Raw genomic sequence first — 23261 nt, 5'->3', positions numbered from 1 at the left:
TTTTTTGAAACAGGGCACAAGGACCGTCTCGCAAGGGCCGCAGTGCCGTGGGCCTTTCAAGGGCGGTGCGCGATGTAGCCGTGCGATACGCGGGACGGCGGCCCCTTGGTGAAGGGGTGCAATGCGATATCGGTGAACCCGGCCTGTGCCAGCATGGTGCGCGCCTCCGTGGGTGCATAGGCCGCGTTGCCCCAGCGCCAGCGGACCAGCGCGGTGCACCAGTGTGGGCGCGACAGGGCCAGGACGAGCATCCCGCCCGGCGCCAGCCGATCATGCAGCCATCGCAGGGCCGAGGCCGGGTTTTCAAGATGTTCGACCACGTGCGCGCAAAGGACGACGTCTTGCGGTGGCAGGCCTTCCAGCGGATCGCCGATCGCCGCGACGCGCGTGCTGGCGGTAGGCAGGCGTTTGGTGGCGGCGCCCAGCATGGCAGGGGAAATGTCGGTGAGTGTCAGCGCGTCCGGATGGCCGCGGGCCGCAACCCACGCATTGGCAAAGGCGCCTGTACCTGTCCCAACATCCAGTACGTGCCGCGCGGGACGGTGCGCGGTGGCTTGCATCAGCTCTGCATAGGCGGTGACGAACCCGAGTTTCGAGATGCCGTCCTGCCAGCCCGTTGCCGCCGCATCATAGATGGCCTGCAATGCGCCTGCCTGCGCGGCAGGGCGGGGGCGATCAAACCTGGTGAGACGGGACAGCATGGCCGCATTGGGCCACGACCGGACCGCGCGTTCAACCGTTGATTTCAGAGAGGATGCGCGCCGCTTCGCCTGCCGGGTCATTCAGCGCCGACCGGTCTTCGCCAGGGTGAAACCGGGCACGCGTGGCCGTGGGCATCGGCGTAGGCGTCACGATATGCACCCGTGGCCCGGTGCGCGCCGTTTCGGCCTGCCAGCTGCGGGCCAGGGCGATCTGAGCGGCCTTTGTGGCCCCGTAGGCTCCGTAGAACGGTTGCCCGGCCACCGGATCGTCAAAGAAAACGGCGCGCCCGGCCTCGCCCAGAAGCGGGGCGATATAGGTGATCAAGGTCGATGTGGCCGTGACATTGCCCGCGATGGATTTGGCCATGTCCTTGTCATTGATCATGTTGGCCGGGGACAGCGGTGCCGCGTGCACGGCGCAGTGCACCCACATGTCCAGGCTGTTCCAGCGGTCAAAAATACCACGGCATAGGGTCTGCATGGCCGCATCGTTGCCGATGTCCATGGGCGCCAGCGTGGCACTGCCGCCGCGGGCCTTGATCTGGTCATCCAGGTCTTCCAGGGCGCCGGTGGTCTTGGCGACGGCGATGATGTGATGGGTCGGTGCGAGGGCCAGCGCAAGCGCAGCGCCAAGGCCGCGGGACGCTCCGGTGATCAGGGCGGTCTGTGTCATGGCGGCGGTGTGCCCCGTGCGCGCGCTCAGGTCAAGCAGCGGCGCGGGGTTGGTCGGGCAGGGTGAGCGTACGTTGGCCCATGCCGCCGTTCAGCACGATCCTGTCCGCGCCAATTGCGATGACGGCGCCCTGGCGCAGGGTGTCGCCAACGCGAACCAGTCGGGTTTGCCCGCCTGCCGTGCGCAGCAGGGCGCGGGGGTGCTCTTGGGTGCCCGCAATGCCGATCAGTTGCAGGTTGCGCAGTGGCAACGCTCCGCGCTGGGTCGCCAGATTGGCGGTGATGTCATTTGTGGGGTCAGTCATGATAGGGGTGAACCCTCCTTTCGGAGCGCGCCGCTAACATGGAGGCTGGGCAGGGTGAACGGGGGCGTAGGGCCATGCGCGGCCCCTTGCCCATTGACGTGCGGGCAGGTGGCAAAGGCGCGCTGATCAGGCGGCGCGCTTGGCCCGGTGGTAGGTCAGGGTCAGGTGAACCAGCTGCCAAACCGCATCTTCATCCAGCGGCTTGTCCAGGTCAAAGCCCAACGCCCGCCGCCCGTCATTGTGGAACTGCCCGGGAAAGCGGGTGTCCATCTGTGCGGCGAGGTTGGTCTTGCAATCGACAAACGCCAGCAGGCGATCGGGTGTGGAGGGGGACCAGTCCACGCGCAAGGTCGATCCTACGCGCGCGCGCTTGGGTCGCCAGGACGGTTGGCCCCATTTCAGGCTTTCGTCCAGCGGGCCGATCTCGGCGGATGTGGCGACATCATGGACGATCTGCCGCAGCTTCACGAACTGCGTTTGTGCGGGCTGGGGCCAGGTCTCGATCCGGGCAAGAAAGTCGGGTGGGGTCATGTTCATCATGCCAGCATACGACCGGCACATGGCAGATTTTGTCAGCAGGATTACTCAGCCGCCTTCATCTCGAACCCTTTTTCGATCATGTCGGCAGGCTCGACCGGGTATTCACCCGAGAAACAGGCGTCGCAATATTGCGGGCTGGACGCATCGCGCCCCTTGGCCTCGCCCACGGCGCGGTAAAGACCATCAAGCGAGATGAACTTGAGGCTGTCGACGCCCAGATGTTCTGTCATCTCTTCTTCGCTCATGGTGGCCGCAAGCAGCTTTTCGCGTTGCGGCGTGTCGACGCCGTAGAAACAAGGCCACGCCGTGGGGGGCGAGGCGATGCGGAAATGGACCTCTGCCGCGCCCGCATCCAGGATCATCTCCTTGATCTTGCGCGACGTCGTGCCGCGCACGACGCTGTCATCCACCAGGATCACGCGCTTGCCGCGGATCAGGGCGCGGTTCACGTTCAGCTTCAGGCGCACGCCCATGTTGCGGATCTGCTCGGTCGGCTCGATAAAGGTGCGGCCCATATACTGGTTGCGGATAATCCCCATGGCATAAGGAATGCCCGACTCCAGCGAAAAACCGATGGCCGCAGGCGTGCCGCTGTCAGGGACAGGGCAGACAAGGTCTGCCTCCACCGGCGCTTCCTTGGCCAGTTCGCGGCCGATATTCTCGCGCGTCTCATAGACGGACCGGCCCCCGAGGATACTGTCGGGACGGCTGAAATACACGTGTTCGAAGATACAGAAACGGGACGCCTTGGGGCGGAACGGGTGCCGGCTTTCGATCCCTTGATCGGTGATCACCACCATCTCGCCGGGTTCGATCTCGCGTACAAACTCGGCGCCGATGATATCGAGCGCGCAGGTTTCGGAACTCAGAACATAACCGGTGTCCAGCTTGCCCAGCACCAGCGGGCGCACCCCAAGCGCGTCGCGCACGCCGATCAGCTTGGTCCGGGTCATGGCGACGACCGAAAACGCGCCTTCAACCCGGCGCAGCGCGTCTTCCATCCGTTCGGGGATATTGCGTTGCAGGCTGCGCGCCATCAGGTGGATGATGCATTCGCTGTCGGACGAGCTTTGGAAGATCGAGCCGCGTTCGATCAACTCGCGCCGCAGAGCGTCGGCATTTGTGATGTTGCCGTTATGGGCGATGGCGGCGCCCCCCATGGCAAATTCACCAAAGAAGGGCTGCACGTCGCGGATCGCGGTCTGTCCTTTGGATCCAGCGGTCGAGTATCGGACATGTCCGATGGACAGCGACCCCGGCAGCGTTTCCATCACGTCCTGGCTGGTAAAGTTGTCGCGGACGTACCCAAAGCGGCGGGCGGAGTTGAAGCCGTGGTCAGGGTGGAAGGCGACGATGCCGCCCGCCTCTTGCCCCCGGTGTTGCAGCGCGTGCAGGCCCAGGGCCACGAAATTGGCCGCGTCCATGGTCCCGAGGACCCCGAAAATCCCGCACTCTTCCTTCAGCTTGTCGTCGTCAAACGGGTGTGCTGGCGGCATGTGCGGGGCGGCGGCAAAATCGGACAAGGGGCGGCTCCGAATCCGTGAAGGGGATATGGGCGCGGTGTACCAAGCCCCGCTGTTCCTGTCACGAAAGGATCACAAACTGCGACCCTTTACGCAGCGACAGTGTCCGGTTGGCCAAACTTGCCGGCGGTCGCAGCCAGCATCGCACGCGCATTGCCATAGTCGAGGCGGGGAAAAAAGGTCTCTTCCGTGGCCGGGGCCGCGTGGATCAACAGGCCCGTCTGGGCAAAGATCATCTCTTCGGTGTCAAAGTGCAGTTGCGCCAGATCAGGCCCGTGAAACAGGGTCGGTCGCACACCGCGCCACCCGCTCAGCGCCTTGACCGGGATCGCGACAACCGGGGCGTCGATCCAGCCGGCCGGGGTATGCAGCGCCACATAGGCATCGGCAGGCAGGGTGATATCGGAACAGGTGGACAGGACGCCACCCGGAATGTGCACGAGGGGGGCGGCGCGATCTGACCGGGTGATGGCCGTGATCGGGGCAAACCCGCCGTCCAGGGTCGCCACCGCGTCCCCGGCTTGCAGGCCATCGACGGTGGTCCACCCGGCTTCGGTTTCAAGCATCGTGTGGGCCGTCATCGTTGCCGAAATGCGCGGCGTCATGGGGCTGGCAACAGGGGTGATCTCTGCGAATGCTGTGTCGTGGTTCAGAAACATGATTGTGTCCTCCGGGGCAGGTCTGTGTGTGATGTGTTCTGGCGACCAGAACGCTCCACAAATCTGCCGCTTTTTCGTCACAACCACGGCCAAAGCCGGGCGCTGTTTCGCCACAGTCACCAGTGGGGGGTGCAGGGCGTGCACTCTCCGCTTGCGGGCGACGCAATTCACCACTGGTTAACCACGACCGCGTGCCGCGTGCGGCGACACTGCCTCTGAATTGTCTGATTCCCTGCGGCCCAAAGGAGCTTATTCGCTGCAGGCCCCCACAAGGCTCTCGTACTGTCGGGTGATCCACCCAAGCGCCTGTTCGGGGTTCTGCTCTTCGATCTGTCCGGTAAAGCGGCCAAAGACGGCGGCCGACCGGCTTTCATCCACGATGGTGAATTCCTGTCCGGTGATCACGGTGTCATAGACAAAGAACGCGATGGCCACCAGCAACACGCCCCGGGCCACGCCAAAGAGAAAGCCCAGCCCCTGATCCAAGCCCCCGAGGGCCGACCGTTGCACCAGCGATGAAAACAGCGGCGTGAACAACGACACCACGATCAGCGCGATGGTAAAGACGAGGGCAAAGGCCCCGATGATACTCAATTCGCAACTGTCGGCGATGAACTCGCCGACAACGGGGATCTCGCGCACCAGCGGCTCGACCCGAGGGGCGAACAGGAATGCCAGGATCGCGGCCGCGATCCAGCCCGCAATTGCCATGGCTTCGCGCACGAACCCGCGCCCATAGGCCAGAAGGGCCGACAGGATGATGACCACGGCAACGACGCCGTCAATGATGGTGAACCCTTCCATGGTCCTGCCCCTTTATTCTGCCCCGAGGGCGCTTACCCTGCGCCGAACACGTCCCCAACAAATCCGGTCAGGTCGCTGAAGCGCTTCAGCGTCATTCCGGGCGCACTTTGGGTTTTGCCGCCCTTGGGTGCGATGGCTGAGGAAAAACCAAGTTTTTGGGCTTCTTTCAACCTGTTTTCCGTCTGGGGGGCGGGTCTCAGCGCGCCAGAGAGACTTATTTCGCCAAAAAGCACCGTGTCAGCAGGCAAAGCGCTGTCTTCGCGCGCAGACAAGAGTGCTGCCGCGACCGCCAGATCGGCGGCGGGTTCACTGATCTTCATGCCGCCCGCGACGTTCAGATAGACGTCCAGCCCCGCAAAGGGGATGCCACAGCGCGCTTCGAGCACGGCCAGGATCATGGCAAGCCGTCCGCCATCCCAACCCACGACCGTGCGGCGGGCCTGGGAATGGGGCGACGGCGCAACAAGCGCCTGCATCTCGCACAACACGGGCCGTGTGCCCTCGATACCCGCGAACACGACCGATCCGGGCGATGGCGCACCCCGTTCGGACAGGAACAGGGCCGACGGGTTGGTCACCTCGGCCAGCCCCTTGCCCGTCATCTCGAACACGCCAATCTCGTCCGCCGGGCCAAACCGGTTCTTGACCGCGCGCAGGATGCGGAACTGGTGGCCGCGTTCCCCCTCGAAATACAGAACCGTGTCGACCATATGTTCAACCACGCGGGGGCCTGCGATCTGACCTTCCTTGGTGACGTGCCCCACCAGAATGACGCTGATGCCCTTGCGCTTGGCAAATGTGGTCAACTCATGCGCCGCCGCGCGCACCTGAGAGACGGAGCCGGGCGCACTGTCCACGGTATCAAGCCACATGGTCTGAATGGAATCGATGATCGCAAGGCCGGGGGCCTCGGCCTCGAGTGTGGTCAGGATGTTGCGCAGGTTGGTGTCGGCGGCCAGTTGCACCGGCGCATCCGCCAGCCCAAGGCGCTGGGCGCGCATGCGCACCTGCGCGCTGGCTTCTTCCCCGCTGACATAGATCGTCTTCAATCCCTTGCGGGCAAAACGCGCCGCAGCCTGCAACAGCAGGGTCGATTTCCCGATGCCCGGATCACCGCCCACCAGAATGGCAGAGGCGGGCACAAGGCCCCCCCCCAGCACACGGTCCAATTCCGCGACCTTGCTTTGCGTGCGTGGCGGCGGGGCCTCTTCCGTGCTCAGGTCGGTCAGGGCAACCGTTCTGCCGCGCTGCGCGCCCAACCCCTTGCCCGAGGGGCCTGCCGACAGGCCGGTGTCTTCGGTGATGGTGTTCCATTCGCCACAGCTGTCGCAGCGTCCCGACCATTTCGAGAACGTGGCCCCGCAGGACGAACAGGAATAGGTGGGCGCGGATTTAGCCATGGCGTTTGGTCTGCCAGCGGGTGCAGGGGCGGGCAAGCCCTATTCGACGCGCATGGGCAGTTGGGTGACCTTCGCGGGCTGTGCGGGCTGGTTCAGTTCGGGCAGCAGGCGCTCCATCTCGTCCAGCAGGCGTTCAAGCTGCGCACGGGCCACGTTTTCCTCAAGGTCCAGTCGGTTGATCCACGTCGAAAACTCACCATGGATGGCCTTGGCCTGTTCCAGCCGGTCGTTGAACTGCTCGATCTCGAACTGGCGCTGCTGCAGAAAGGACCGCGCGCGCTCGACCTTGTCGGTGGAATAGGCCTCGGCCAGATCGCGGCTGATATGGGACATCTTGGCAGCCAGTTCCAAAAGCTCGGGCTCAAGCATGCCAAGGTCGGGATGATCACGCAAAAAGGCCAACCGGTCGCGCGTGCTTTCGAACGCGTCGCCCAGGGTAAACGCACCGTCGCGGTCGCCGTGGTGGGCGGCGTGATAGGCGCGGGTGATGTCATCCACGCCGACATTGAATTGCCGGTGCGAGGTCTCCAACTGCATGATGCGGATGTTCGTGGGCAGGAAGAAACACAAGGCCACGGCAAAGATCGTCAGACCGATCTGCGCAAACATGCCCGCCTGCACCACATGGGTGCCGTCCCACATGATCGGGACATCGATCCACGGCCAGAGTCCGGCCGTTGCCATCCCCGTCGCCCCCACCAGAAGAAGGGCCAGACCCGCAAAAAGAAAAAGCGCCAGGCGGCGCATGGTTGCCGCAAAAACCCGGGCAGCAAAAACAATATGGTTCACCAGCCTTCCCCCCAGAAGACACAAAAGATGCAGGATCATACCTTTAAGCTTCGGAAAATACAGTCAAAAAGTGGTGACTGCCGGGTGCTTCAGCCGACGATTGTTTCCAATCGCTGCTCAATCCGGGGCGTGACGCTGGTTTCGTTCCGTTTGAATGCTGACCCAGAACGACACCAGAATGCAGGCCGTGAACAGGTACAGGCCCCACGCCACTTCCAGGCGTCCGACGCCTACACCTTTGGCAACCGTGATGTAAATGGCGATCAGAAAGATGTCGGCCATGGCCAGTTTCCCCAACACACGCAGCACAGGCGCCAGGCGCGGGCGCAAAAGGTTCCAATGCAGCAGGGCCAGGCCAACCGTCTTGGCCATCGGGGCCACAAGGGCAAAAACGGTCACAACCAGTGCCAGAAAGACATCCGTGCCCCACAAAGACTGCACGCCGCTGAGGATCGAAATCTCCTTGAGCTTGAACAGGGGCAACAGCCCCGCCCGCATCAATGGCGCAGCCCACGCCACCGGAAAAAGCACAAGCAGGGACAGGTTCAGCCACACAAGAACCGGGTGCACCCGCGACACCTGCCCATCATTGTCGTTCATCCCCTTGACCCTTTCTTCTGGCGAAAAATACTTCGGGGTTTGGGGCAGCGCCCCAATCAAACACATGGCGTCGCTGACAAGCGGCCTTTGGATCACGTTTGCGGCTCAGCGCACCGTTTCAATCGGACCTTCGGCGCGCCCATGGATGAACTGATCCACATAAGGATCACCGGCGGCATCAATATCTGCGACGGGCCCCGTCCATCGGATCTTGCCGCCATGCAGCATGGCGACGGTGTCGGCGATTGTCCGGACCGAGGTCATGTCATGGGTGATGGTCATGGTCGTGGCCCCCATCTCGGTCACGATCTCCCGGATCAGATCGTTGATGACCCCCGCCATGATCGGATCAAGCCCGGTGGTGGGTTCATCGAAAAAGATGATCTCGGGTTCGGCCGCGATGGCGCGGGCCAGACCCACGCGTTTCTGCATGCCGCCCGACAACTCGGCCGGCAGACGGTCCGCCACGTCAGGGGTCAGACCCACGCGGCGCAGCTTTTCGATGGCAATCTCGCGCGCCTCGTCCTTCGGGCGGGCCAGACTGCCGCGCAACAGGCGAAACGCCACGTTTTGCCACACGGGCAGCGAATCAAACAGCGCAGCCCCCTGGAACAGCATGCCGAACCGCGCCAGGAACGCGTCCCGATCCCCGGTCTGCGTCACATCCTGACCGTCCACCGTAATGGTGCCCCGGTCAGGCGTGACAAGGCCCAGAATGGTCTTGATCGTGATCGACTTGCCGGTGCCCGATCCGCCGATGATGACCATCGACGTGCCCTTGTCCACCTGCAGGTCGACGCCGCGCAACACATGGTTGGCACCAAAGGATTTGTGAACGTCCGACAGCGTGATCATAGCGAAAAGAACACCCCTGTCAGAACGAAGTTGGCGGCAAGGATCAGGACGGCGGCGGCCTCGACCGATCCTTTTGTCGCACGGCCCACACCCTGCGCGCCCCGGCCCGAATTCATCCCGAAATAGCAGCCCATCAAGGCGGCCAGACACCCAAACACAGCCCCCTTCGCAAGGGACGAGGTGATGTCGCGCAGCTCCAGGAAATCGACGGTGTTCTGAATGTAGGCCGCCGCATTGAAGCCCAGCGTGCCGGTTGCCACCGCGTATCCGCCAAAGATGCCGATGATGTCGCCTACGGCAACCAGAAGGGGCACCGCCAGCGTCGCGGCCAGCACACGCGGCACGGTCAGGTATTTCATCGGATGCGTCGATAGGGTCACCAGCGCATCGATCTGTTCGGTGACCTTCATCGTCGCAATCTCGGCCGCGATGGACGAGGTCACGCGCGCCGCGATCATCAGGCCCACCAGCACCGGGCCCAATTCGCGCACCATGCCGATGGCCACGATCTGCGGCACCACGGCTTCGGCATTGAACCGCGCGCCCCCGGCATAGATCTGCAGGGCCAACGCGCCCCCCGTGAAAATGGCCGTCAGGCCCACAACCGGCAAGGACAGCCACCCGATGTTCAACAGGGCCAGCGCGAATTCGCGCGGATAGAACGGGGGCCGCACCAGATGGCTGACCGCCGCGCCGAAGAACATGGCGACGCGACCAATGGCCGCCAACAGGCCAAGGGTCACCGCACCGATCCCGGCCAGCAGCTTCATGTCATCAGGTTCCGGGCATAGCGCAGGCCAAGCGAGGTCAAAATCTCGTACCCGATCGTGCCTGCGGCCTCGGCCACGGTATCCACCGACTGGTGACGCCCCATCAATTGCAGTTCCGCTGGATCGTGGTCCAGTTCGGTCACATCGACCGTCATCAGGTCCATGGACACGCGGCCCACAACGGGACAGGGGACATCCCCTGCAAACAGGGTGGCCTTGGAACCCATCGCGCGGATCAGCCCATCGGCATAGCCCCCCGATACGGTGGCAATCCGCGCATCGCGCGGCGCGGTCCAGGTATTGCCATAGCCCACCGTTTCGCCCTGCATCACGTCGCGCACCTGAATGACCGGCAGATCCAGCGTGACAACAGGCACGGCGTCCACAAAGGGCAGCCCGCCATAAAGACCGATGCCCGGCCGGGTCATGTCGAAATGATAGGGGCGGCCCAAAAGCGTGCCACCCGTGGCCGCCAGCGACCTGCGGGCCTCCAGCCCGTCTGTCATCGCGCGAAACTCGGCCAGCTGGTGCGCGTTCATCGCGTGGTCCGGCTCATCTGCGCAGGCCAGGTGCGACATAATCAGGGTCGGGCCCTGGGCCACTGCGATGTCGCGCACGGCGGACCACTCGCCCGGCTCCATGCCCAGCCGGTTCATGCCGCTGTCCAGCTGTATGCCAAAGGGGTGACCGGGCAGCGCCTCGACATGGCGCAGCATCTGATCGACGGAATTCAGCAAGGGGGTCAGGGCCGCCTCGCGCATGGGCTTGGTGTCCCCCGCCATATGTCCGGAAAAGACATAGATGTCGGGCCCTTGCCCGATGGCGGCGCGCAAAATGTTGCCTTCCTCCGCGGTGGCCACGAAAAAGCTGCGGACCCCCGCACGCATCAAGGCCCGACCGACAACCGGGGCACCAAGCCCATAGCCATTGGCCTTCACCACGGCCCCCGTCTCGCCCTCGCTCAGGGCGTCCAGAGCCTGCCAGTTGCGCACCAATGCGCCAAGGTCGATCGAGAGTGTCGCGGACGTCATGCGCGCCTGTTTGGCAGGAGCGCGCGGATTGGTGAAGGGGAAAAAGCGCGCCTGCGTCAGGGCAGGGCAAAGATGTCGCGATTGCGCAGCCAGATTTCCTCGCCGATCATGCAATTGTAGGGTGCTTGCGCCTCGGCCCGGGCCTGGGCCCGCCACAGGCGGACAGGCTGACCAGCAATCTCCAGGACCAGTTTGCGCCGCACCGCGTCCTCGAACTCGGACCAGTCCAGAACCGGCACCACGAATGCACCGGTGCCCCCGATCACACACGCGGTATAGTAGACGTCCAGATCGGGAATGTTCCACCGGGCCATGAGGCCCTCATCCTGCGTCATCAGGGGCAAGCCGTTGATGGTGATACCACGTGCCAGAACGGCGTCACGGGCCTGCGTGACGGGATCGCCCATGTTGTTCGGCCCGTCGCCCGACACGTCGATCACCCGGCGCAAGCCATCGAACCCATTGGCATAGATACTGTCGGCGGCATGGGTCAACGCGCCCGAGATCGAGGTGCGGCGCATCCCCTCGTCAAAATGCGCCGTGATCTGCGCGGCGACGCGGGCCGCATCCCGGGGCGTGGCCAGCACGGTCCACGGCACGATCTCGCGTTGATGATCGGCGCCGGCCCATTCTACATAGGTGATGGCGATACGGCCCAGAAATCCGCCGGCGATGGCCGCCTGCACCTCGGGCGACACAAGGGCCGCGGCATAGCCCCGGCGCTGGATTTCCAGTTCATAGGGTTGCATCGACCGGCTGACATCGACGGCAAGAAACAACTCGACGTCAACCTCAACACCGTCCTGCGCATGCAGGGATGATGCCACCAGGAAAAGCCAGACACACAGAAACCGCATGACCGCAGCGTGCAAGACAACGCCGCACCTGTCCAATCAAAAGCTGGAATGCGCCCTTCTTCCGACTGAAAATACGACGGGGGAGGCCGCAGGCCGGGGGCAGAGCCCCCTGAAACATGGCGTCCGCGCATGCGGTCCTCCGGATCAGAACCCGACGTCGGTGCCGCCGCCATTGCCCTGCTGCCAGGGCTGGACCAGGTTGCCAAAGCGCGTGAACCGCCCTTCGAAGGACAGGTCGACCGTGCCGATGGGGCCGTGACGCTGTTTGCCGATGATCACTTCGGCGCGGCCATGCAGCCGCTCCATCTCTTCCTGCCATTTCGCCATGGCTTCCAGATCGTGATCGCCCGGCTTTTCGCGCTCCTTGTAATATTCCTCGCGGAACACGAACATCACCACGTCCGCATCCTGTTCGATGGACCCCGATTCCCGCAGGTCCGACAATTGCGGCCGTTTGTCATCCCGGCTTTCGACCTGGCGCGACAGCTGGGACAGGGCAATGACGGGAATGTTCAGCTCTTTCGCGATGGCCTTCAGGCCCATGGAAATCTCCGCGATCTCCTGCACCCGGTTGTCGGCCCCGCCGCGCACCAGCTGCAAATAGTCGACAATCAACACGTCCAGACCATGGGTGCGCTTCAACCGCCGTGCCCGCGCCGCAAGCTGGGCAATCGGGATGGCGGGGGTGTCATCGATATAAAGCGGGCAGGCCTCAAGCTGCTTGGCCGCGTCCACGAACCGGCGGAACTCGGCCTCGGTCATGTCGCCGCGCCGGATGTTCTCGGACGGCACTTCGGCCGCCTCGGACAGGATCCGTGCAGCCAACTGCTCCGCGCTCATCTCAAGCGAATAAAAGCCGACGACACCGCCTTCGATGGCCCCCTCAGACCCGTCGGGCTTCAGGCCCTTCTTGTAGGCCTTGGCGATGTTGAAGGCGATGTTCGTGGCAAGCGAGGTTTTCCCCATCGACGGTCGGCCCGCAAGGATCAACAGGTCAGACGGGTGCAACCCGCCCAGCTTCTTGTCCATGTCAATCAGCCCGGTCGAGATGCCGGCAAGGCCCCCTTCGCGCTGATAGGCGGCGTTGGCCACATTAACCGCGTCGGTTACAGCCTTGAGAAAGCTTTGAAAACCACCCTCGGACGTGCCCTGTTCGGCCAGCTTGTAAAGCGCCTGTTCGGCCTCGACAATCTGTTCCCTCGGTTCCGAGGCGACATCGACCTTGGCCGCCTTGGCGCTGATGTCGCGCCCCAGCTGGATCAGGTCGCGGCGCACTGCAAGATCATAGATCATCTGGGCATAGTCACGCACGGCAAAGGCGCTGATCGCGGCCCCCGCAAGCCGCGCGAGATAGGCCGGGCCACCCAGCTCCTTCAGGCCCTCGTCATCCTCCATGAACGCCTTGAGCGTCACGGGCGAGGCCAGGTTGTTCTTGGCGATCCGGGCGGCGGAAATCTCGAAGATGCGCGCATGCACCGGGTCATAGAAATGATCGGGACTGATGATCGCCGCGACCCGGTCGTAGATGTCATTGTTGGTCAGGATCGCGCCCAGCAATTGCTGCTCGGCCTCGATCGAGTGGGGCATGGTCTCGGCGTCCTGAACCGCCACACCCGTCGGATTGATTGCCGCAATCTCGTTCATTGCCCCACTCTCTGCTCGTTGTTCTGTCTGTCCCCGTGAGGGTGGGGGATGTCACAGCCCGGTCACAGTGGCGATCTGGAAATATGCGGGGATAAGCCTGTGCATATCGCGGCGCCGGAAATGGGCCTATCCATATCTAGTGTATTCCTGCGCAAATGTCACGAGATGATGAGGGCGCGCGGCGACGCCGCGACGGGGCGGGCCGGACGAATCGTTTTATGCACATGGCGTCCACATCACGCTATCCACAGAAAACTGGGATTTGTCCCCAATTTCCTCCCGATGTGTCAGCGGGCGTTTACACCATACGGGCCCGACGTGACAAAGATGTCTCAGCTGCGCGCCGCCTGCCAGCCGCGCGGGTCATTCAGGAACGCGTCGACACCGCTCAGGGTTGCATCGTCAAAGGCACCGGAGGCCTTCGCCTCGGCCAACACATCCCACCATGTGCACAAGGAATGCAGCGTCACACCATGATCGCCCAGTGTCTTCTCCGTCTCCGGGAAGATGCCATAATAAAAGATCACGGCCGTGTGCGCGCAGGTCGCCCCGGTGTCACGGATCGCATCCACAAAGCTGAGCTTTGAGCCGCCATCCGTCGTCAGATCCTCGACAAGCAAGACACGCTCGCCCTCGGTCATCACGCCCTCGATGCGGGCGTTTTTCCCGTATCCCTTCGGCTTCTTGCGCACATATGTCATCGGAAGCCCCATGCGTTCCGCCACAAGCGCGGCAAAGGGCATGCCAGCGGTCTCTCCGCCCGCGATGTTGTCAAACGCCTCAAAGCCCGCGTCGCGCATGACGGTGACGGTCAGGAAATCCATCAACGTGGCGCGGATGCGCGGGAACGAGATCAACTTGCGACAGTCGATATAGGTTGGCGATGGCAGGCCGGACGACAGAATGAACGGTTCGGCCGCGTTGAAATGCACGGCCTTGATTTCCAGCAGCATACGGGCCGTCAGGCGCGCCATGTCTTCGGATGTGGGGTAGCTGGTCGGGATCATGGTGCTGTTGCTTTCAGATGTTGCGCTTGTGCAGAGGGCGGGAGCCTCCGGCGGGAGTTTATCTTGCAAAGTGAAGGAGGATCAGGTCACCGCCCAGAGCAGGTCAAAGCCGGGGTCGAAGACCGTGACAGGACCCTCGTCCGTATCGACATGGCCGGGCAGGTCAGGGGGGGATCTGGTCAGGGTGACGGTGTCGGTGTTCACGGGCAGGCCGTAAAAGGCGGGCCCGTTCCGGGACGTGAACCGTTCCAGGTGATGCAGCGCGCCGTCCTGCTCGAACACCTGGGCAAGGATGGGCAGCGTGTTGGGGGCGGTGAAGCAACCCGCACACCCGCAGGGCAAAAGCTTGTTGGCATCGGTGTGCGGCGCGCTGTCAGTGCCCAGAAAGAAACGTTCTTCGCCACTGGTGGCGGCTGCACGCAAGGCCAGACGGTGCTCTTCGCGCTTGGCGACGGGCAGGCAGTAGTAATGCGGCTTGATCCCGCCTGCCAGGATATGGTTGCGGTTGATCACCAGGTGGTGCGTCGTGATCGTGGCACCCAGGCTGTCATCCTGAGCGCGGGCATAGTCAACGGCGTTGGCGGTGGTGATATGTTCCATCACCACGCGCAACCCGGGCGTGGCGCGGCGGGTCGGGTCCAGTACACGGTCGATGAACACCGCCTCGCGGTCAAAGATGTCGATGTCATGGTCCGTGACCTCGCCATGCACACAAAGCGGCAGTCCGACCTCTGCCATCCGCTCCAGCACCGGGCGAACGTTGTCGAAATTTGCGACACCGGAGGCAGAATTGGTGGTGGCCCCGGCGGGGTACAGCTTGACCGCCTTCACCAGCCCGCTGGCATGGGCGGCGGCCACGTCATCGGCATCGGTGTCTTCGGTCAGGTACAGCGTCATCAGCGGCTCGAACGCCATGCCGTCCGGCAGGGCGGCCAGGATACGGTCGCGATAGGCGGCGGCCTGTGCACCCGTCACAACCGGTGGCACGAGGTTGGGCATGATGATCGCGCGGGCAAAATCGCGGGCGGTCCAGGGCAGAACGGCCCGCATCATCGCGCCATCGCGCAGATGCAGATGCCAGTCGTCGGGGCGGGCAATGGTCAGCGTCGTCATGGCCCGGCGTTAGCATGGGCCGGGCACGGGTTGCTAGCCCTCGTCTGGTGCGTCTGCCGCTTTGCGCAAGCCGTCCAATTCGGCCAGACGACGCTGGAACCGGGGGGCCTTTTTCATGCGCGCCACGACATTGCGCGCCATGATGTAGGTCAGTTCGGTGCGGTCATCGCGATCCAGCGCGGCCATCACCCGGCGCAGATAGCCGGGATAGGTGCGGCGGGCGCGGTAGACTTTGGCGAATTGCAGGTCATCCAATGTGCCTTCTGCCGCCATCTCCATCAGGTCGGGCAGCACGTTCATGTTCATCAGATCGCTTTGAAGCGCATCGCCCATGTTGCGCATCCGGTATTGGGTCACCCCTGCGCGGGTGAACAGCGCCGCGTGCATGGCGTCCAGCGTCTCGACCGGATCATAGAGCACATAGGCCTGGTTGCAGGCATCCAGCATGTCGGGCGCGTACCCATAGCGCGAAGTGAAATCGGTGCGCCGCATCTCGACAAACCGGTCATCCCATTCGGTGACGCGCGGGTCCAGCGTGGCCTGGGGCTGGATCACCAGCACCTGGGCGCCGGGTGCGGCGACGGAATAGGCGGCCGCGGCATAGCCACAGGGCCCCGCACCATAGAACAGCACCGTTTCGAAATCGTCGAAAAACCCGTCATCCACCATCTGGTCAAACAGGCCGATGACATGGCGATCCCGGAACCAGGTGTCGCCGTCCGACGCGATACACAGATGCGACCAGTCATTGTCGCGCACCATGGACCAGCCCAGCGGTTCGGCCCCTTCGGTCAGCGCCCGCATGCCCTGCACCGATTCGAAGGTCACCACCAACGTGTCACCGCGACGGATATGGGCGGCAAAATGCTTGCGCCCCAGGGGTTGGAAAAACCCATGCGTTTCAGCGGTTTGTGCCAGCCGCGTCAGCCATTCGCCTTTCGGCAGGTCTGCCATGTCCGGCTCGAACGGGGTCACTTGGTCCTGCATCACTCTATCCTCACATCCCGCATTTGAACGCGCGGGTTGCGACTGAAGTACCGCTGCATTGGGGCAGAATTGCGGAAAATTTGAGCGACTATTGCGCCGATTGGCGCGCGCGATTGGCGTATCGGATCATGAATTGCGCGGCTTTGGGCGGCACGGGCCGCGTGGGCGGCGTCATCAGCAGACGGCCAAACAGGGCGCGAAACGGCTCTTGTTCCATCAGCGCGTCAAAGCGGGCCTTGCGCCATGCGACGGCCTGATCATGCAGCGCGGCAAGTGTTTCATCGGCCTTCAACTCGGCCAGAATGGTGTCCCGCCGCACGGCGTAACGCTGGATCGTGCGGTCTTCGTCCGTGCAGAAGTTCCGCTCGACCCAATAATCCATACCCAAGGCGTCGTCGGCGTGAACCGCGCGCCCACGGTCCGTCTTCAGAATATAGCTTTCCATGGCCCCAAGCGGATAGTGATTGAGCTGCGCCAACCCGAAGTTTTCGCGGCCATAGGTCGAAAAGATGCGGCGTGTCTTGAACTGATCCTCCAGTTCCCGCCCGTGACTGTCGAACCAGCGGGCCTGTTCCAGCTTGGCCTCGTCCACGTCACGGGGCCGGTGCACGCCGGGTTTGCGGTATGTCCCGTCATTGGCGTACAGCGTCTTGAACATCGATGCCCGCCAGGGCCAGTGCAGCACCTTGGGCGCGGCCATCGGGAACGTGTCCGTCACCGGCCGGTCCGCATATCGCACCTGCCCGTTGTTCCCGAACAGCCGCCACGTCAGCGTGATGGCGGTGGCGTCGGGCAGGGCGCTGTGCAGGTCCGCTAGCGTGCCGTCGCCCACATGGATGTTCACGAACTCGTCGATATCGACGGGCAGGATCCAGTCGGCCCGCTTGACCTGATCCATCCTGGCGGCCGCCTTCAGCGCCGTGAACTGGATACCACCCTTGTCATAGGGGCCGTCATTGCGCACATGGGTCAGCCAGCCCAGCCCGGCCAGATGGTCCAGCATGACGTCGGTGCCATCGTCGCAATCATTTGAAAAGACAAGGAAATCGTCAAAGCCGACGGCCCGGTGATGGGCCAGCCATTCCAGCAGGAACGCCGCCTCGTTCCGGACCGTCAGCAGGGCAAGATGGGTCACTTCAGCGGCCAGGCCCTGCGGAATGTCACGACCTTCTGCGTCGACAGCTTGGGGTAATAGGCAAGGCCCGCCCCCATCAGGGCACCAAAGACGGCGTTCACGCCCTCGGGGCCAATCCACTGTGGATGCAACTCGATCACCGCGGCGCGCAGGCTGCTCAGGTCCATCTCGGGCAAAAGCTCGGCCTCGTTCCCCTCGATGTCGCAGACCAGCACCGTCGGCTTGATCGCCTTGGTCTGCTGATTGGCATTCACCACCTCCACGGTTTCGGTCCGGGTCACGCCATCGGCATTGTCGGCATTCACGGACGACGCCAGGAAATTGCCGCGCACGTGAAATTCCGCCGTGCCCTTGCGCTTGCCCAGAAGGGCGTGGTGCACGGTCACGTTCTCGACCTCGTTGACCTCGTGCACCCGACCGATATAGGCCGCCAGCGCACTGTTGGCCTCGAACACATGCACCTCTGCGGCGGGGCTTTTCTTGGCCACCAGGGTCGAGATGAAGCCGATGCCGCCGCCCAGTTCCATCACCACGTCGCCGGGCTGAATGACGCGCAGCACCGCGTTGCCCTCCTTGGCCTCGTACATGCCTTGCCGCAGCGCACTTGCGATGCGCGGCTTGACCACGTCGGTGTCCCTTGGAAACAGAAGGCCCCGCGGGGTCTTGATCATGGGTGTTTCAACCGGCGATCCATCCATCCTAACTCTCCATGTCAAGAGCGAGGGCATAGGCCACCCGCTCGGTCTCGGTCAGTTTGACCTTGAGGGCCTGATCATACAGGTCCCGGAACTCCGGATTGGCGTGAAGCTCATCCGCCTTGGTCCGATGCCATGTCAGACCGTATTCGTGCCATTTGCGCAGTTCGGCATCCTGCAACAGCGCATCATATTCGGTGCGCAGGCGGGGCAGGTTGCGCTTGATGGTGATGTCGCGGAAATCGGACCAATCCATGCGAATCCAGTAGTTGATCCCGATGGACCGGTCCACATGCAACGCGCGGCCCCTCTGACGCTTGATCAAAAACGATTCCGCACTGCGCAACGCATAGTGATTCAGCTGAAGCAGGTCATAGCCAATTGACTTTTTCGAACTTCTCCAGCCGTTTTCGGCCGCTTCCTTGGTCATGTCCTTGCCAGAACCATTCACCCAGCGCACATTCGACTTCTGGCCGGGCTTCAGCTTGTTCGGGCGGTGGCAACTGATCTTTTCATAGGCGCCGATGTTCTTGAACATCGTCTTGAAACCCCAGACCGTGTGCGGTTTCGGGCAGAATTTCGGGGCGCAGCGATCAAACTGGTCAATGACGAAATCGTCCTTCAGGTCGGTCACGCCATTATGGCCGAACAGCCGCCAGGTCATGGCAACATTGGTGGCATCCGGCACCGCGTCAAAGAAATCCTGCAAGGTCCCGTTGCCTGTGCGCACATTCATGAACTCGTCCACGTCGATATGGATGATCCAGTCGGCGTTCTTGATCAGCGGCTCCTTCAATGACTGGTTCAACGCATATTGCTGGGGCGAATTGCCCTTCCAGTCGTCGTTGTTGCGATGCTGGACCACGCCCATCTCTTGCAGGCGGTCAAGGATTTCGGACGTGCCGTCCTCGCACCCATTGGTATAGATCAGGAAATTGTCGACACCCATGGCGCGGTGATAGGCGACCCATTCCACGATATAGGGCGCCTCGTTCTTCATGCAGCCGACGATGACATTGCCGGTTGATCCCTTGGGCAACTTGCGCTTTTCGATGGGGGTATAGGCGGCGGCCAGTTCTTCCTCGTTCACGGCCCCCAGCTTGTTGTGCGGGGCAAAGGATGACGCGCGCAGCTTTTCAAAATTCTGTTTCGCCAGCGGTGGCATCAACGCACGCGCGCTGTCGGTCAGCCCGTCTTCGGGCACGGGGTCAGCCACCGACGCGGGGGCAGGGGCCGCGGACCCGTTCAGGCGCGCCAGGTCGGCGGCCTTGGTCTTGCGTTCTTCGTGCGTGGCCTTGTCGATGCGCCACATGAACCCCAGCAGATATTGCGACGCGCGAAAGCCCAGTGTCGGATCCGCCTCGGTCCAGTCTTCTGCCGCCTTCGGGGCCTTGAACAGCGATGCAGGCAGCCCATGCGCCTTGGCAATCGCCTTGTTCTGCGCCGCAAACCCCTTGGAAATCGCTGACAGGCTGCCGGGATCAATCGGGTTGCCGGGCACCTGCACCTCTGACACGAAAGACCGCCACAACTGCCGGGGCAGAATGCGCTTTTCCCCTGCCAGCACCTTCAACAGCAACGCATTCAACTGCCGCCCGCGGGCCAGACCGGCAGCGGACGGTTCGGGGAACACCTTGCCTTTTGCCGCCTTGCCGATGGTTGGCTCTATCTCGAACGCCGCGCGCAGTTCGTCCGTGACGGTCTCTGCCGCAAAGGCCTCGGCATCATAGGCGCGGAACCTCAGCGCACCCTCGCCAAAAACGGCATTCCAATGGCGTTCAAGCGCTGCATAATCCAGCCAGCAAGGTGGGGCCTGCGTTTCAATGAACACGCCCGCCTGCGGGTTGATCCGGGGGGCCAGCGACAGCGCATCGGCCCACCATGTCCGCGTGCCCGCCAGGTCCAGTTCCTGCGTCAGGGGCGCGCCACGCCCTTCCAGAACCTGTTCGCCGTAATGCCGCGCCAGCAGGCGGGCAGGCTCGTCGATATGGGCAATGATGCGAATGTCATCCGACAGCGGGGCCAACAGCGCCTTCACCCGCTCCAACTCGGATTTTGAGACAAGGCTGACGCCCAGTTGCGAGGCTGACAGGATCAGGTGATCCGGCGAAAACTGTGCCACTTCCTTGGTCAGATCGGCGGCCACCGTGTCATGCAGCACCTTCTGCTTGTCACCGGTAATGTACCCGCGATTGTAACGCAGCGGGTCAATATGGGCCGCGTCCGTGACCGCCATGTACAGCCGGGTATGGTTCTTGTTGCCGGGGCTGCGGGCAAAAAGCACACCCTTGGTGATCAACTGATCCCGCTTGGCTGCCAGCACGTTTTGCAGACGATGCGCGCCCACCTGTTCCAGACCGATATGCAGGTGGATCTGCATCACGCAACCTCATTCAACTTGTTCACATTGGTCCGGCCCCACCAGTTCACCGGCCGTTCGATAAAGCCGCTGATCAGGTCCCGGGCCATGGGGTCGGCCACGTCATATTCCAGAAAATCATCGTCGTCGCGAAAGATCGCGCGCAAATGGGCGTAATGCGCCTCGATCCACTGCATCCGTTCCACGCTGGTGGTGCCAAACCCTTCGGGCAGGCCGGGGATGTTGCCCGCAGGCAGGCGGGCGGTGCCCAGATCGGACCAGGCCAGCATGCTTTGCGACATCTCGAACGGGTCGCGGTTCGAGGCCAGGAACTTGACGCCGGGATTGTGCTTGCGGATCGCCATGATCAGGCCGAAATCCATCTGCGGCCACAGCGACCGGCCCTCGCGCAGCACGCTCATCTCGGAAATGGCGGCAAAGTCGTCAAAGTAGAAACCGGGATCGCCCGTTTCGAAATACCCGCGATAAAGCAGGTCCGCGACAAATTTATTGTGCAACTGCGTGTTCTTGGTCTGGCGCGGGCGCACCCGGTGATCGGCCACATGCAGACCCGCCCGGCGCAGGGCGCGCGCCAGCGTGGTGGTGCCCGTCTTGGGCAGGCCCAGGTTCACCACCGCCAGCGTCATGCCGCGGACCCCATGAGACCCAGCTCGATCAGCATCGCCTCTTCCTGTGGTGGCAGGGTCGATGCCGCATGCAACTGCGCCTGCATCGCCTGATATTCCGGCTTTTGCAGCAGCTCATCCCGCTTGGCGATGTGCAGGCGCACGCATTCGTCGTGCAGCGCCTTGATCTCCGGGTCTTTCTTCAGGTCCGTCAGCGCATCGTTCACGTCCGGCAGATACCGCGCGATGCTCCGATCCTCCCACGCCGGATCGTTCCGCTCGCGCCAGTAGGTGTCGTCAAAGGCCCGGTTTTCGCGGTTCACATCGCCCCGGTCATTCTTGACCAGATAGCTGTCCAGCGACCGCAGGGCATAGTGGTTCAGCGTCGCAAATTCCCGCGCGCCCTGCGCCGGAAAGCGTCGGATGCGGCGCGGATTGGCCGCCACAAGGAACCGGTGCGGCACGTCCCGGCCCGACCCGTCCGTCCACGCGGGCTTCGCCTTGCCCTTCTGAAACGGGCGGTGCGCACCATAGTACTGCAGGGGAAAATCGTGGCGCACCAGCGACTTGACCTCAATCGCGGCCTCCCCGCACCACAGGTCGGGATTGTGCGAGCGGTGAAACTGGCCAATCACGGGCGCATCCACAAACGTGTCCACCCCGTCATTGGCAAAGAACTGAAAGGTCACCGACACAGCCTGCGGATCGCCACACGCCTCGATCAGGGCCGGGATCGTATGATCGCCGACATGGATGTTCAGGAACTCGTCCACATCCGCAATCCAGACCCAATCGGCCTCGGTCACGATGTCCTGATGACGCGCGTCCTTCAGCGCCTCCATCTGGTAATTGCGCCCCTCGGCAGGGTTCGGCAGATGCTGGCACAGACCGCGATCCGCCAGCGCATCCAACAGCGCATCGGTCCCATCGGTGCAGTCATTGGAATAAAACAGGTGGTCTGTCACCCCGATCAGACGGTTGAAGGCAATCCACTCCAACAGGAACGGGCCCTCGTTCTTCACGCAGGTGACTGCCGTGATGCGCATCACATGCCCGCCTTCCATGATGGGATCATTCTCCGCCGCCTCTGTTCCGGGTCCGCGTGCGTTATGCCGCAAACCTCTTTTTCAACCCGTTAACATCATGCCATTTCGCACGAATCGCGTCAACGCACACGACCTTAGAAGGCCTTGACGGCACCGCCCAGCGATGCAGGTTGGACGCAAAGAAGGAAACATGATGTCCCAGCCCACCTCCATCGACGCCGTTCAATCCATGCTGGGTGACCAGGGATATGTCTGCGACCGGTCGCTCGGCACAGTGGTGTTTCTCAGCCTGTCGCTGGGACGCCCCCTGTTTCTCGAGGGCGAGGCAGGCGTCGGCAAGACCGAAATCGCCAAGGCGCTGGCCGCCGCTCTGGGGCGCCGGCTGATCCGCCTGCAATGCTACGAAGGGCTCGATGCCTCGACCGCGGTCTACGAATGGAACTTCCCGGCCCAGATGGTGGCGATCCGCACGGCCGAGGCGGCAGGCAATGCCGACCGCAAGGCGCTGCAAACCGAACTGTTCTCGGACAACTACCTGATCGAACGGCCCCTGCTGGACGCGATGCGGCCCGATGCCAACGGCGCGCCGGTCCTGCTGATCGACGAACTGGACCGCACGGACGAACCGTTCGAGGCGTTCCTGCTCGAAGCCCTCAGCGACTTTCAGGTCACCATCCCCGAACTCGGCACCATAAAGGCCCCCGAACCGCCCATCGTGATCCTGACCTCCAACCGGACGCGCGAGGTGCACGATGCGCTCAAGCGCCGCTGCCTCTACCATTGGGTCGACTATCCCAATTTCGACCGCGAAATGGAGATCCTGGAAGCGCGCGCGCCCGAAGCGGCCGCAGAGCTCAGCCGCGAAGTGGTGGCGTTTGTCCAACGGCTCAGGACCGAGGACCTGTTCAAGAAACCCGGCGTCGCGGAAACCATCGACTGGGCCAAATGCCTGCTGGCGCTGGATGTGCTCACGCTCAGCCCGGAGGTCATCGCCGACACGCTGGGCGCGATCCTCAAATACCAGGACGACATCCAGAAGCTGCAAGGATCCGAAGCCAAACGCCTTCTGGACGAGGCCAAGGCGTCGCTGGAACCCGCATGATCCTTCTTTCGGCCGGAAATATCCCGGGGGGTCCGGGGGGC

General features: G+C 63.1%; 24 protein-coding genes. 1 reads left to right on the top strand and 23 read right to left on the bottom strand.

Features of this window, described 5'->3' with window-relative positions:
• Positions 1-56 precede the first annotated feature (56 nt).
• The 23 genes from Q0844_RS04310 to Q0844_RS04200 form a co-directional block, all read right to left on the bottom strand.
• Positions 57-701, bottom strand: a complete 645-nt coding sequence (locus tag Q0844_RS04310) for a class I SAM-dependent methyltransferase (RefSeq protein ID WP_299042460.1) — start codon at positions 699-701, stop codon at positions 57-59.
• Positions 702-732: 31 nt separating this feature from the next.
• A complete protein-coding gene (locus Q0844_RS04305) occupies positions 733-1374 on the bottom strand; it encodes an SDR family NAD(P)-dependent oxidoreductase (protein ID WP_299042457.1) in 642 nt (213 codons plus the stop codon).
• Between the two features lie 31 nt (positions 1375-1405).
• Positions 1406-1678, bottom strand: coding sequence for a type II secretion system protein N (locus tag Q0844_RS04300; RefSeq protein ID WP_299042455.1), 273 nt, complete (start codon positions 1676-1678; stop codon positions 1406-1408).
• Positions 1679-1804: 126 nt separating this feature from the next.
• Positions 1805-2218, bottom strand: coding sequence for a hypothetical protein (locus Q0844_RS04295; RefSeq protein ID WP_299042453.1), 414 nt, complete (start codon positions 2216-2218; stop codon positions 1805-1807).
• Between the two features lie 41 nt (positions 2219-2259).
• On the bottom strand, positions 2260-3714 hold the full coding sequence (gene purF / locus Q0844_RS04290; RefSeq protein WP_299045202.1) for an amidophosphoribosyltransferase: 1455 nt from the start codon (positions 3712-3714) through the stop codon (positions 2260-2262).
• 116 nt (positions 3715-3830) lie between these two features.
• A complete protein-coding gene (locus Q0844_RS04285) occupies positions 3831-4400 on the bottom strand; it encodes a Hint domain-containing protein (protein WP_299042451.1) in 570 nt (189 codons plus the stop codon).
• A gap of 249 nt (positions 4401-4649) precedes the next feature.
• Positions 4650-5204: a CvpA family protein gene (locus tag Q0844_RS04280; protein ID WP_299042449.1), complete on the bottom strand. Its 555-nt coding sequence runs from the start codon at positions 5202-5204 to the stop codon at positions 4650-4652.
• A 32-nt stretch (positions 5205-5236) separates the two neighbouring features.
• The gene (radA, locus tag Q0844_RS04275) at positions 5237-6604 is read right to left on the bottom strand and encodes a DNA repair protein RadA (RefSeq protein WP_299042446.1); all 1368 of its coding nucleotides are present in this window, start codon (positions 6602-6604) and stop codon (positions 5237-5239) included.
• Positions 6605-6643: 39 nt separating this feature from the next.
• A complete protein-coding gene (locus Q0844_RS04270) occupies positions 6644-7393 on the bottom strand; it encodes a DNA repair protein (RefSeq protein WP_299042445.1) in 750 nt (249 codons plus the stop codon).
• 117 nt (positions 7394-7510) lie between these two features.
• Complete coding sequence (locus Q0844_RS04265; RefSeq protein WP_299042443.1) at positions 7511-7993, bottom strand: paraquat-inducible protein A; 483 nt, start codon at positions 7991-7993, stop codon at positions 7511-7513.
• 105 nt (positions 7994-8098) lie between these two features.
• Entirely contained in the window at positions 8099-8848 is a 750-nt protein-coding gene (locus Q0844_RS04260) for an ATP-binding cassette domain-containing protein (RefSeq protein WP_299042441.1), read from the bottom strand.
• Positions 8845-9618 carry an ABC transporter permease gene (locus Q0844_RS04255; protein WP_299042439.1) on the bottom strand — a complete coding sequence of 258 codons (774 nt, stop codon included), beginning with the start codon at positions 9616-9618 and terminating at the stop codon, positions 8845-8847. Before Q0844_RS04255 ends, Q0844_RS04260 begins: the two co-directional genes overlap by 4 nt.
• Positions 9615-10649, bottom strand: coding sequence for an alanine racemase (gene alr, locus Q0844_RS04250; protein WP_299042437.1), 1035 nt, complete (start codon positions 10647-10649; stop codon positions 9615-9617). The genes Q0844_RS04255 and alr overlap by 4 nt, the downstream gene beginning before the upstream one ends.
• Before the next feature lie 56 nt (positions 10650-10705).
• Positions 10706-11506 (bottom strand): DUF1194 domain-containing protein, encoded by an 801-nt coding sequence (locus tag Q0844_RS04245; protein ID WP_299042435.1) that lies wholly within the window; start codon positions 11504-11506, stop codon positions 10706-10708.
• A gap of 144 nt (positions 11507-11650) precedes the next feature.
• Positions 11651-13150 (bottom strand): replicative DNA helicase, encoded by a 1500-nt coding sequence (locus Q0844_RS04240; RefSeq protein WP_299042433.1) that lies wholly within the window; start codon positions 13148-13150, stop codon positions 11651-11653.
• Positions 13151-13482: 332 nt separating this feature from the next.
• Complete coding sequence (locus Q0844_RS04235) at positions 13483-14157, bottom strand: orotate phosphoribosyltransferase (RefSeq protein WP_299042431.1); 675 nt, start codon at positions 14155-14157, stop codon at positions 13483-13485.
• Positions 14158-14238: 81 nt separating this feature from the next.
• Complete coding sequence (pyrC, locus tag Q0844_RS04230) at positions 14239-15270, bottom strand: dihydroorotase (RefSeq protein WP_299042428.1); 1032 nt, start codon at positions 15268-15270, stop codon at positions 14239-14241.
• A 33-nt stretch (positions 15271-15303) separates the two neighbouring features.
• Positions 15304-16257 (bottom strand): phosphoadenosine phosphosulfate reductase, encoded by a 954-nt coding sequence (locus tag Q0844_RS04225; RefSeq protein WP_299042425.1) that lies wholly within the window; start codon positions 16255-16257, stop codon positions 15304-15306.
• An 88-nt stretch (positions 16258-16345) separates the two neighbouring features.
• Positions 16346-17392 carry a glycosyltransferase family 2 protein gene (locus Q0844_RS04220; RefSeq protein ID WP_299042422.1) on the bottom strand — a complete coding sequence of 349 codons (1047 nt, stop codon included), beginning with the start codon at positions 17390-17392 and terminating at the stop codon, positions 16346-16348.
• A complete protein-coding gene (locus Q0844_RS04215) occupies positions 17389-18063 on the bottom strand; it encodes an FkbM family methyltransferase (protein ID WP_299042420.1) in 675 nt (224 codons plus the stop codon). Before Q0844_RS04215 ends, Q0844_RS04220 begins: the two co-directional genes overlap by 4 nt.
• Positions 18064-18091: 28 nt before the next feature.
• A complete protein-coding gene (locus tag Q0844_RS04210; RefSeq protein WP_299042418.1) occupies positions 18092-20467 on the bottom strand; it encodes a glycosyltransferase family 2 protein in 2376 nt (791 codons plus the stop codon).
• Complete coding sequence (locus tag Q0844_RS04205) at positions 20467-21093, bottom strand: hypothetical protein (protein ID WP_299042415.1); 627 nt, start codon at positions 21091-21093, stop codon at positions 20467-20469. Before Q0844_RS04205 ends, Q0844_RS04210 begins: the two co-directional genes overlap by 1 nt.
• Positions 21090-22118 carry a glycosyltransferase family 2 protein gene (locus Q0844_RS04200; RefSeq protein WP_299042412.1) on the bottom strand — a complete coding sequence of 343 codons (1029 nt, stop codon included), beginning with the start codon at positions 22116-22118 and terminating at the stop codon, positions 21090-21092. Before Q0844_RS04200 ends, Q0844_RS04205 begins: the two co-directional genes overlap by 4 nt.
• A gap of 193 nt (positions 22119-22311) precedes the next feature.
• Between Q0844_RS04200 and Q0844_RS04195 the strand changes: the two genes are divergently transcribed.
• Complete coding sequence (locus Q0844_RS04195) at positions 22312-23220, top strand: MoxR family ATPase (RefSeq protein WP_299042411.1); 909 nt, start codon at positions 22312-22314, stop codon at positions 23218-23220.
• The last annotated feature ends 41 nt before the right edge of the window (positions 23221-23261 follow it).

The sequence above is a fragment of the uncultured Tateyamaria sp. genome, from assembly GCF_947503465.1.
In the GTDB taxonomy this organism is placed as follows: Bacteria; Pseudomonadota; Alphaproteobacteria; order Rhodobacterales; family Rhodobacteraceae; genus Tateyamaria.
This window is presented reverse-complemented; position numbering and strand designations above follow the sequence as displayed.

What these genes read in the sequence shown, in the direction of transcription:
- Q0844_RS04310 (WP_299042460.1), bottom strand. Translation starts at nt 701, where the DNA reads ATGCTGTCCCGTCTCACCAGGTTTGATCGCCCCCGCCCTGCCGCGCAG.
- Q0844_RS04305 (WP_299042457.1), bottom strand. Translation starts at nt 1,374, where the DNA reads ATGACACAGACCGCCCTGATCACCGGAGCGTCCCGCGGCCTTGGCGCT.
- Q0844_RS04300 (WP_299042455.1), bottom strand. Translation starts at nt 1,678, where the DNA reads ATGACTGACCCCACAAATGACATCACCGCCAATCTGGCGACCCAGCGC.
- Q0844_RS04295 (WP_299042453.1), bottom strand. Translation starts at nt 2,218, where the DNA reads ATGATGAACATGACCCCACCCGACTTTCTTGCCCGGATCGAGACCTGG.
- purF (WP_299045202.1), bottom strand. Translation starts at nt 3,714, where the DNA reads ATGCCGCCAGCACACCCGTTTGACGACGACAAGCTGAAGGAAGAGTGC.
- Q0844_RS04285 (WP_299042451.1), bottom strand. Translation starts at nt 4,400, where the DNA reads ATGTTTCTGAACCACGACACAGCATTCGCAGAGATCACCCCTGTTGCC.
- Q0844_RS04280 (WP_299042449.1), bottom strand. Translation starts at nt 5,204, where the DNA reads ATGGAAGGGTTCACCATCATTGACGGCGTCGTTGCCGTGGTCATCATC.
- radA (WP_299042446.1), bottom strand. Translation starts at nt 6,604, where the DNA reads ATGGCTAAATCCGCGCCCACCTATTCCTGTTCGTCCTGCGGGGCCACG.
- Q0844_RS04265 (WP_299042443.1), bottom strand. Translation starts at nt 7,993, where the DNA reads ATGAACGACAATGATGGGCAGGTGTCGCGGGTGCACCCGGTTCTTGTG.
- Q0844_RS04260 (WP_299042441.1), bottom strand. Translation starts at nt 8,848, where the DNA reads ATGATCACGCTGTCGGACGTTCACAAATCCTTTGGTGCCAACCATGTG.
- Q0844_RS04255 (WP_299042439.1), bottom strand. Translation starts at nt 9,618, where the DNA reads ATGAAGCTGCTGGCCGGGATCGGTGCGGTGACCCTTGGCCTGTTGGCG.
- alr (WP_299042437.1), bottom strand. Translation starts at nt 10,649, where the DNA reads ATGACGTCCGCGACACTCTCGATCGACCTTGGCGCATTGGTGCGCAAC.
- Q0844_RS04245 (WP_299042435.1), bottom strand. Translation starts at nt 11,506, where the DNA reads ATGCGGTTTCTGTGTGTCTGGCTTTTCCTGGTGGCATCATCCCTGCAT.
- Q0844_RS04240 (WP_299042433.1), bottom strand. Translation starts at nt 13,150, where the DNA reads ATGAACGAGATTGCGGCAATCAATCCGACGGGTGTGGCGGTTCAGGAC.
- Q0844_RS04235 (WP_299042431.1), bottom strand. Translation starts at nt 14,157, where the DNA reads ATGATCCCGACCAGCTACCCCACATCCGAAGACATGGCGCGCCTGACG.
- pyrC (WP_299042428.1), bottom strand. Translation starts at nt 15,270, where the DNA reads ATGACGACGCTGACCATTGCCCGCCCCGACGACTGGCATCTGCATCTG.
- Q0844_RS04225 (WP_299042425.1), bottom strand. Translation starts at nt 16,257, where the DNA reads ATGCAGGACCAAGTGACCCCGTTCGAGCCGGACATGGCAGACCTGCCG.
- Q0844_RS04215 (WP_299042420.1), bottom strand. Translation starts at nt 18,063, where the DNA reads ATGATCAAGACCCCGCGGGGCCTTCTGTTTCCAAGGGACACCGACGTG.
- Q0844_RS04210 (WP_299042418.1), bottom strand. Translation starts at nt 20,467, where the DNA reads ATGCAGATCCACCTGCATATCGGTCTGGAACAGGTGGGCGCGCATCGT.
- Q0844_RS04205 (WP_299042415.1), bottom strand. Translation starts at nt 21,093, where the DNA reads ATGACGCTGGCGGTGGTGAACCTGGGCCTGCCCAAGACGGGCACCACC.
- Q0844_RS04200 (WP_299042412.1), bottom strand. Translation starts at nt 22,118, where the DNA reads ATGCGCATCACGGCAGTCACCTGCGTGAAGAACGAGGGCCCGTTCCTG.
- Q0844_RS04195 (WP_299042411.1), top strand. Translation starts at nt 22,312, where the DNA reads ATGTCCCAGCCCACCTCCATCGACGCCGTTCAATCCATGCTGGGTGAC.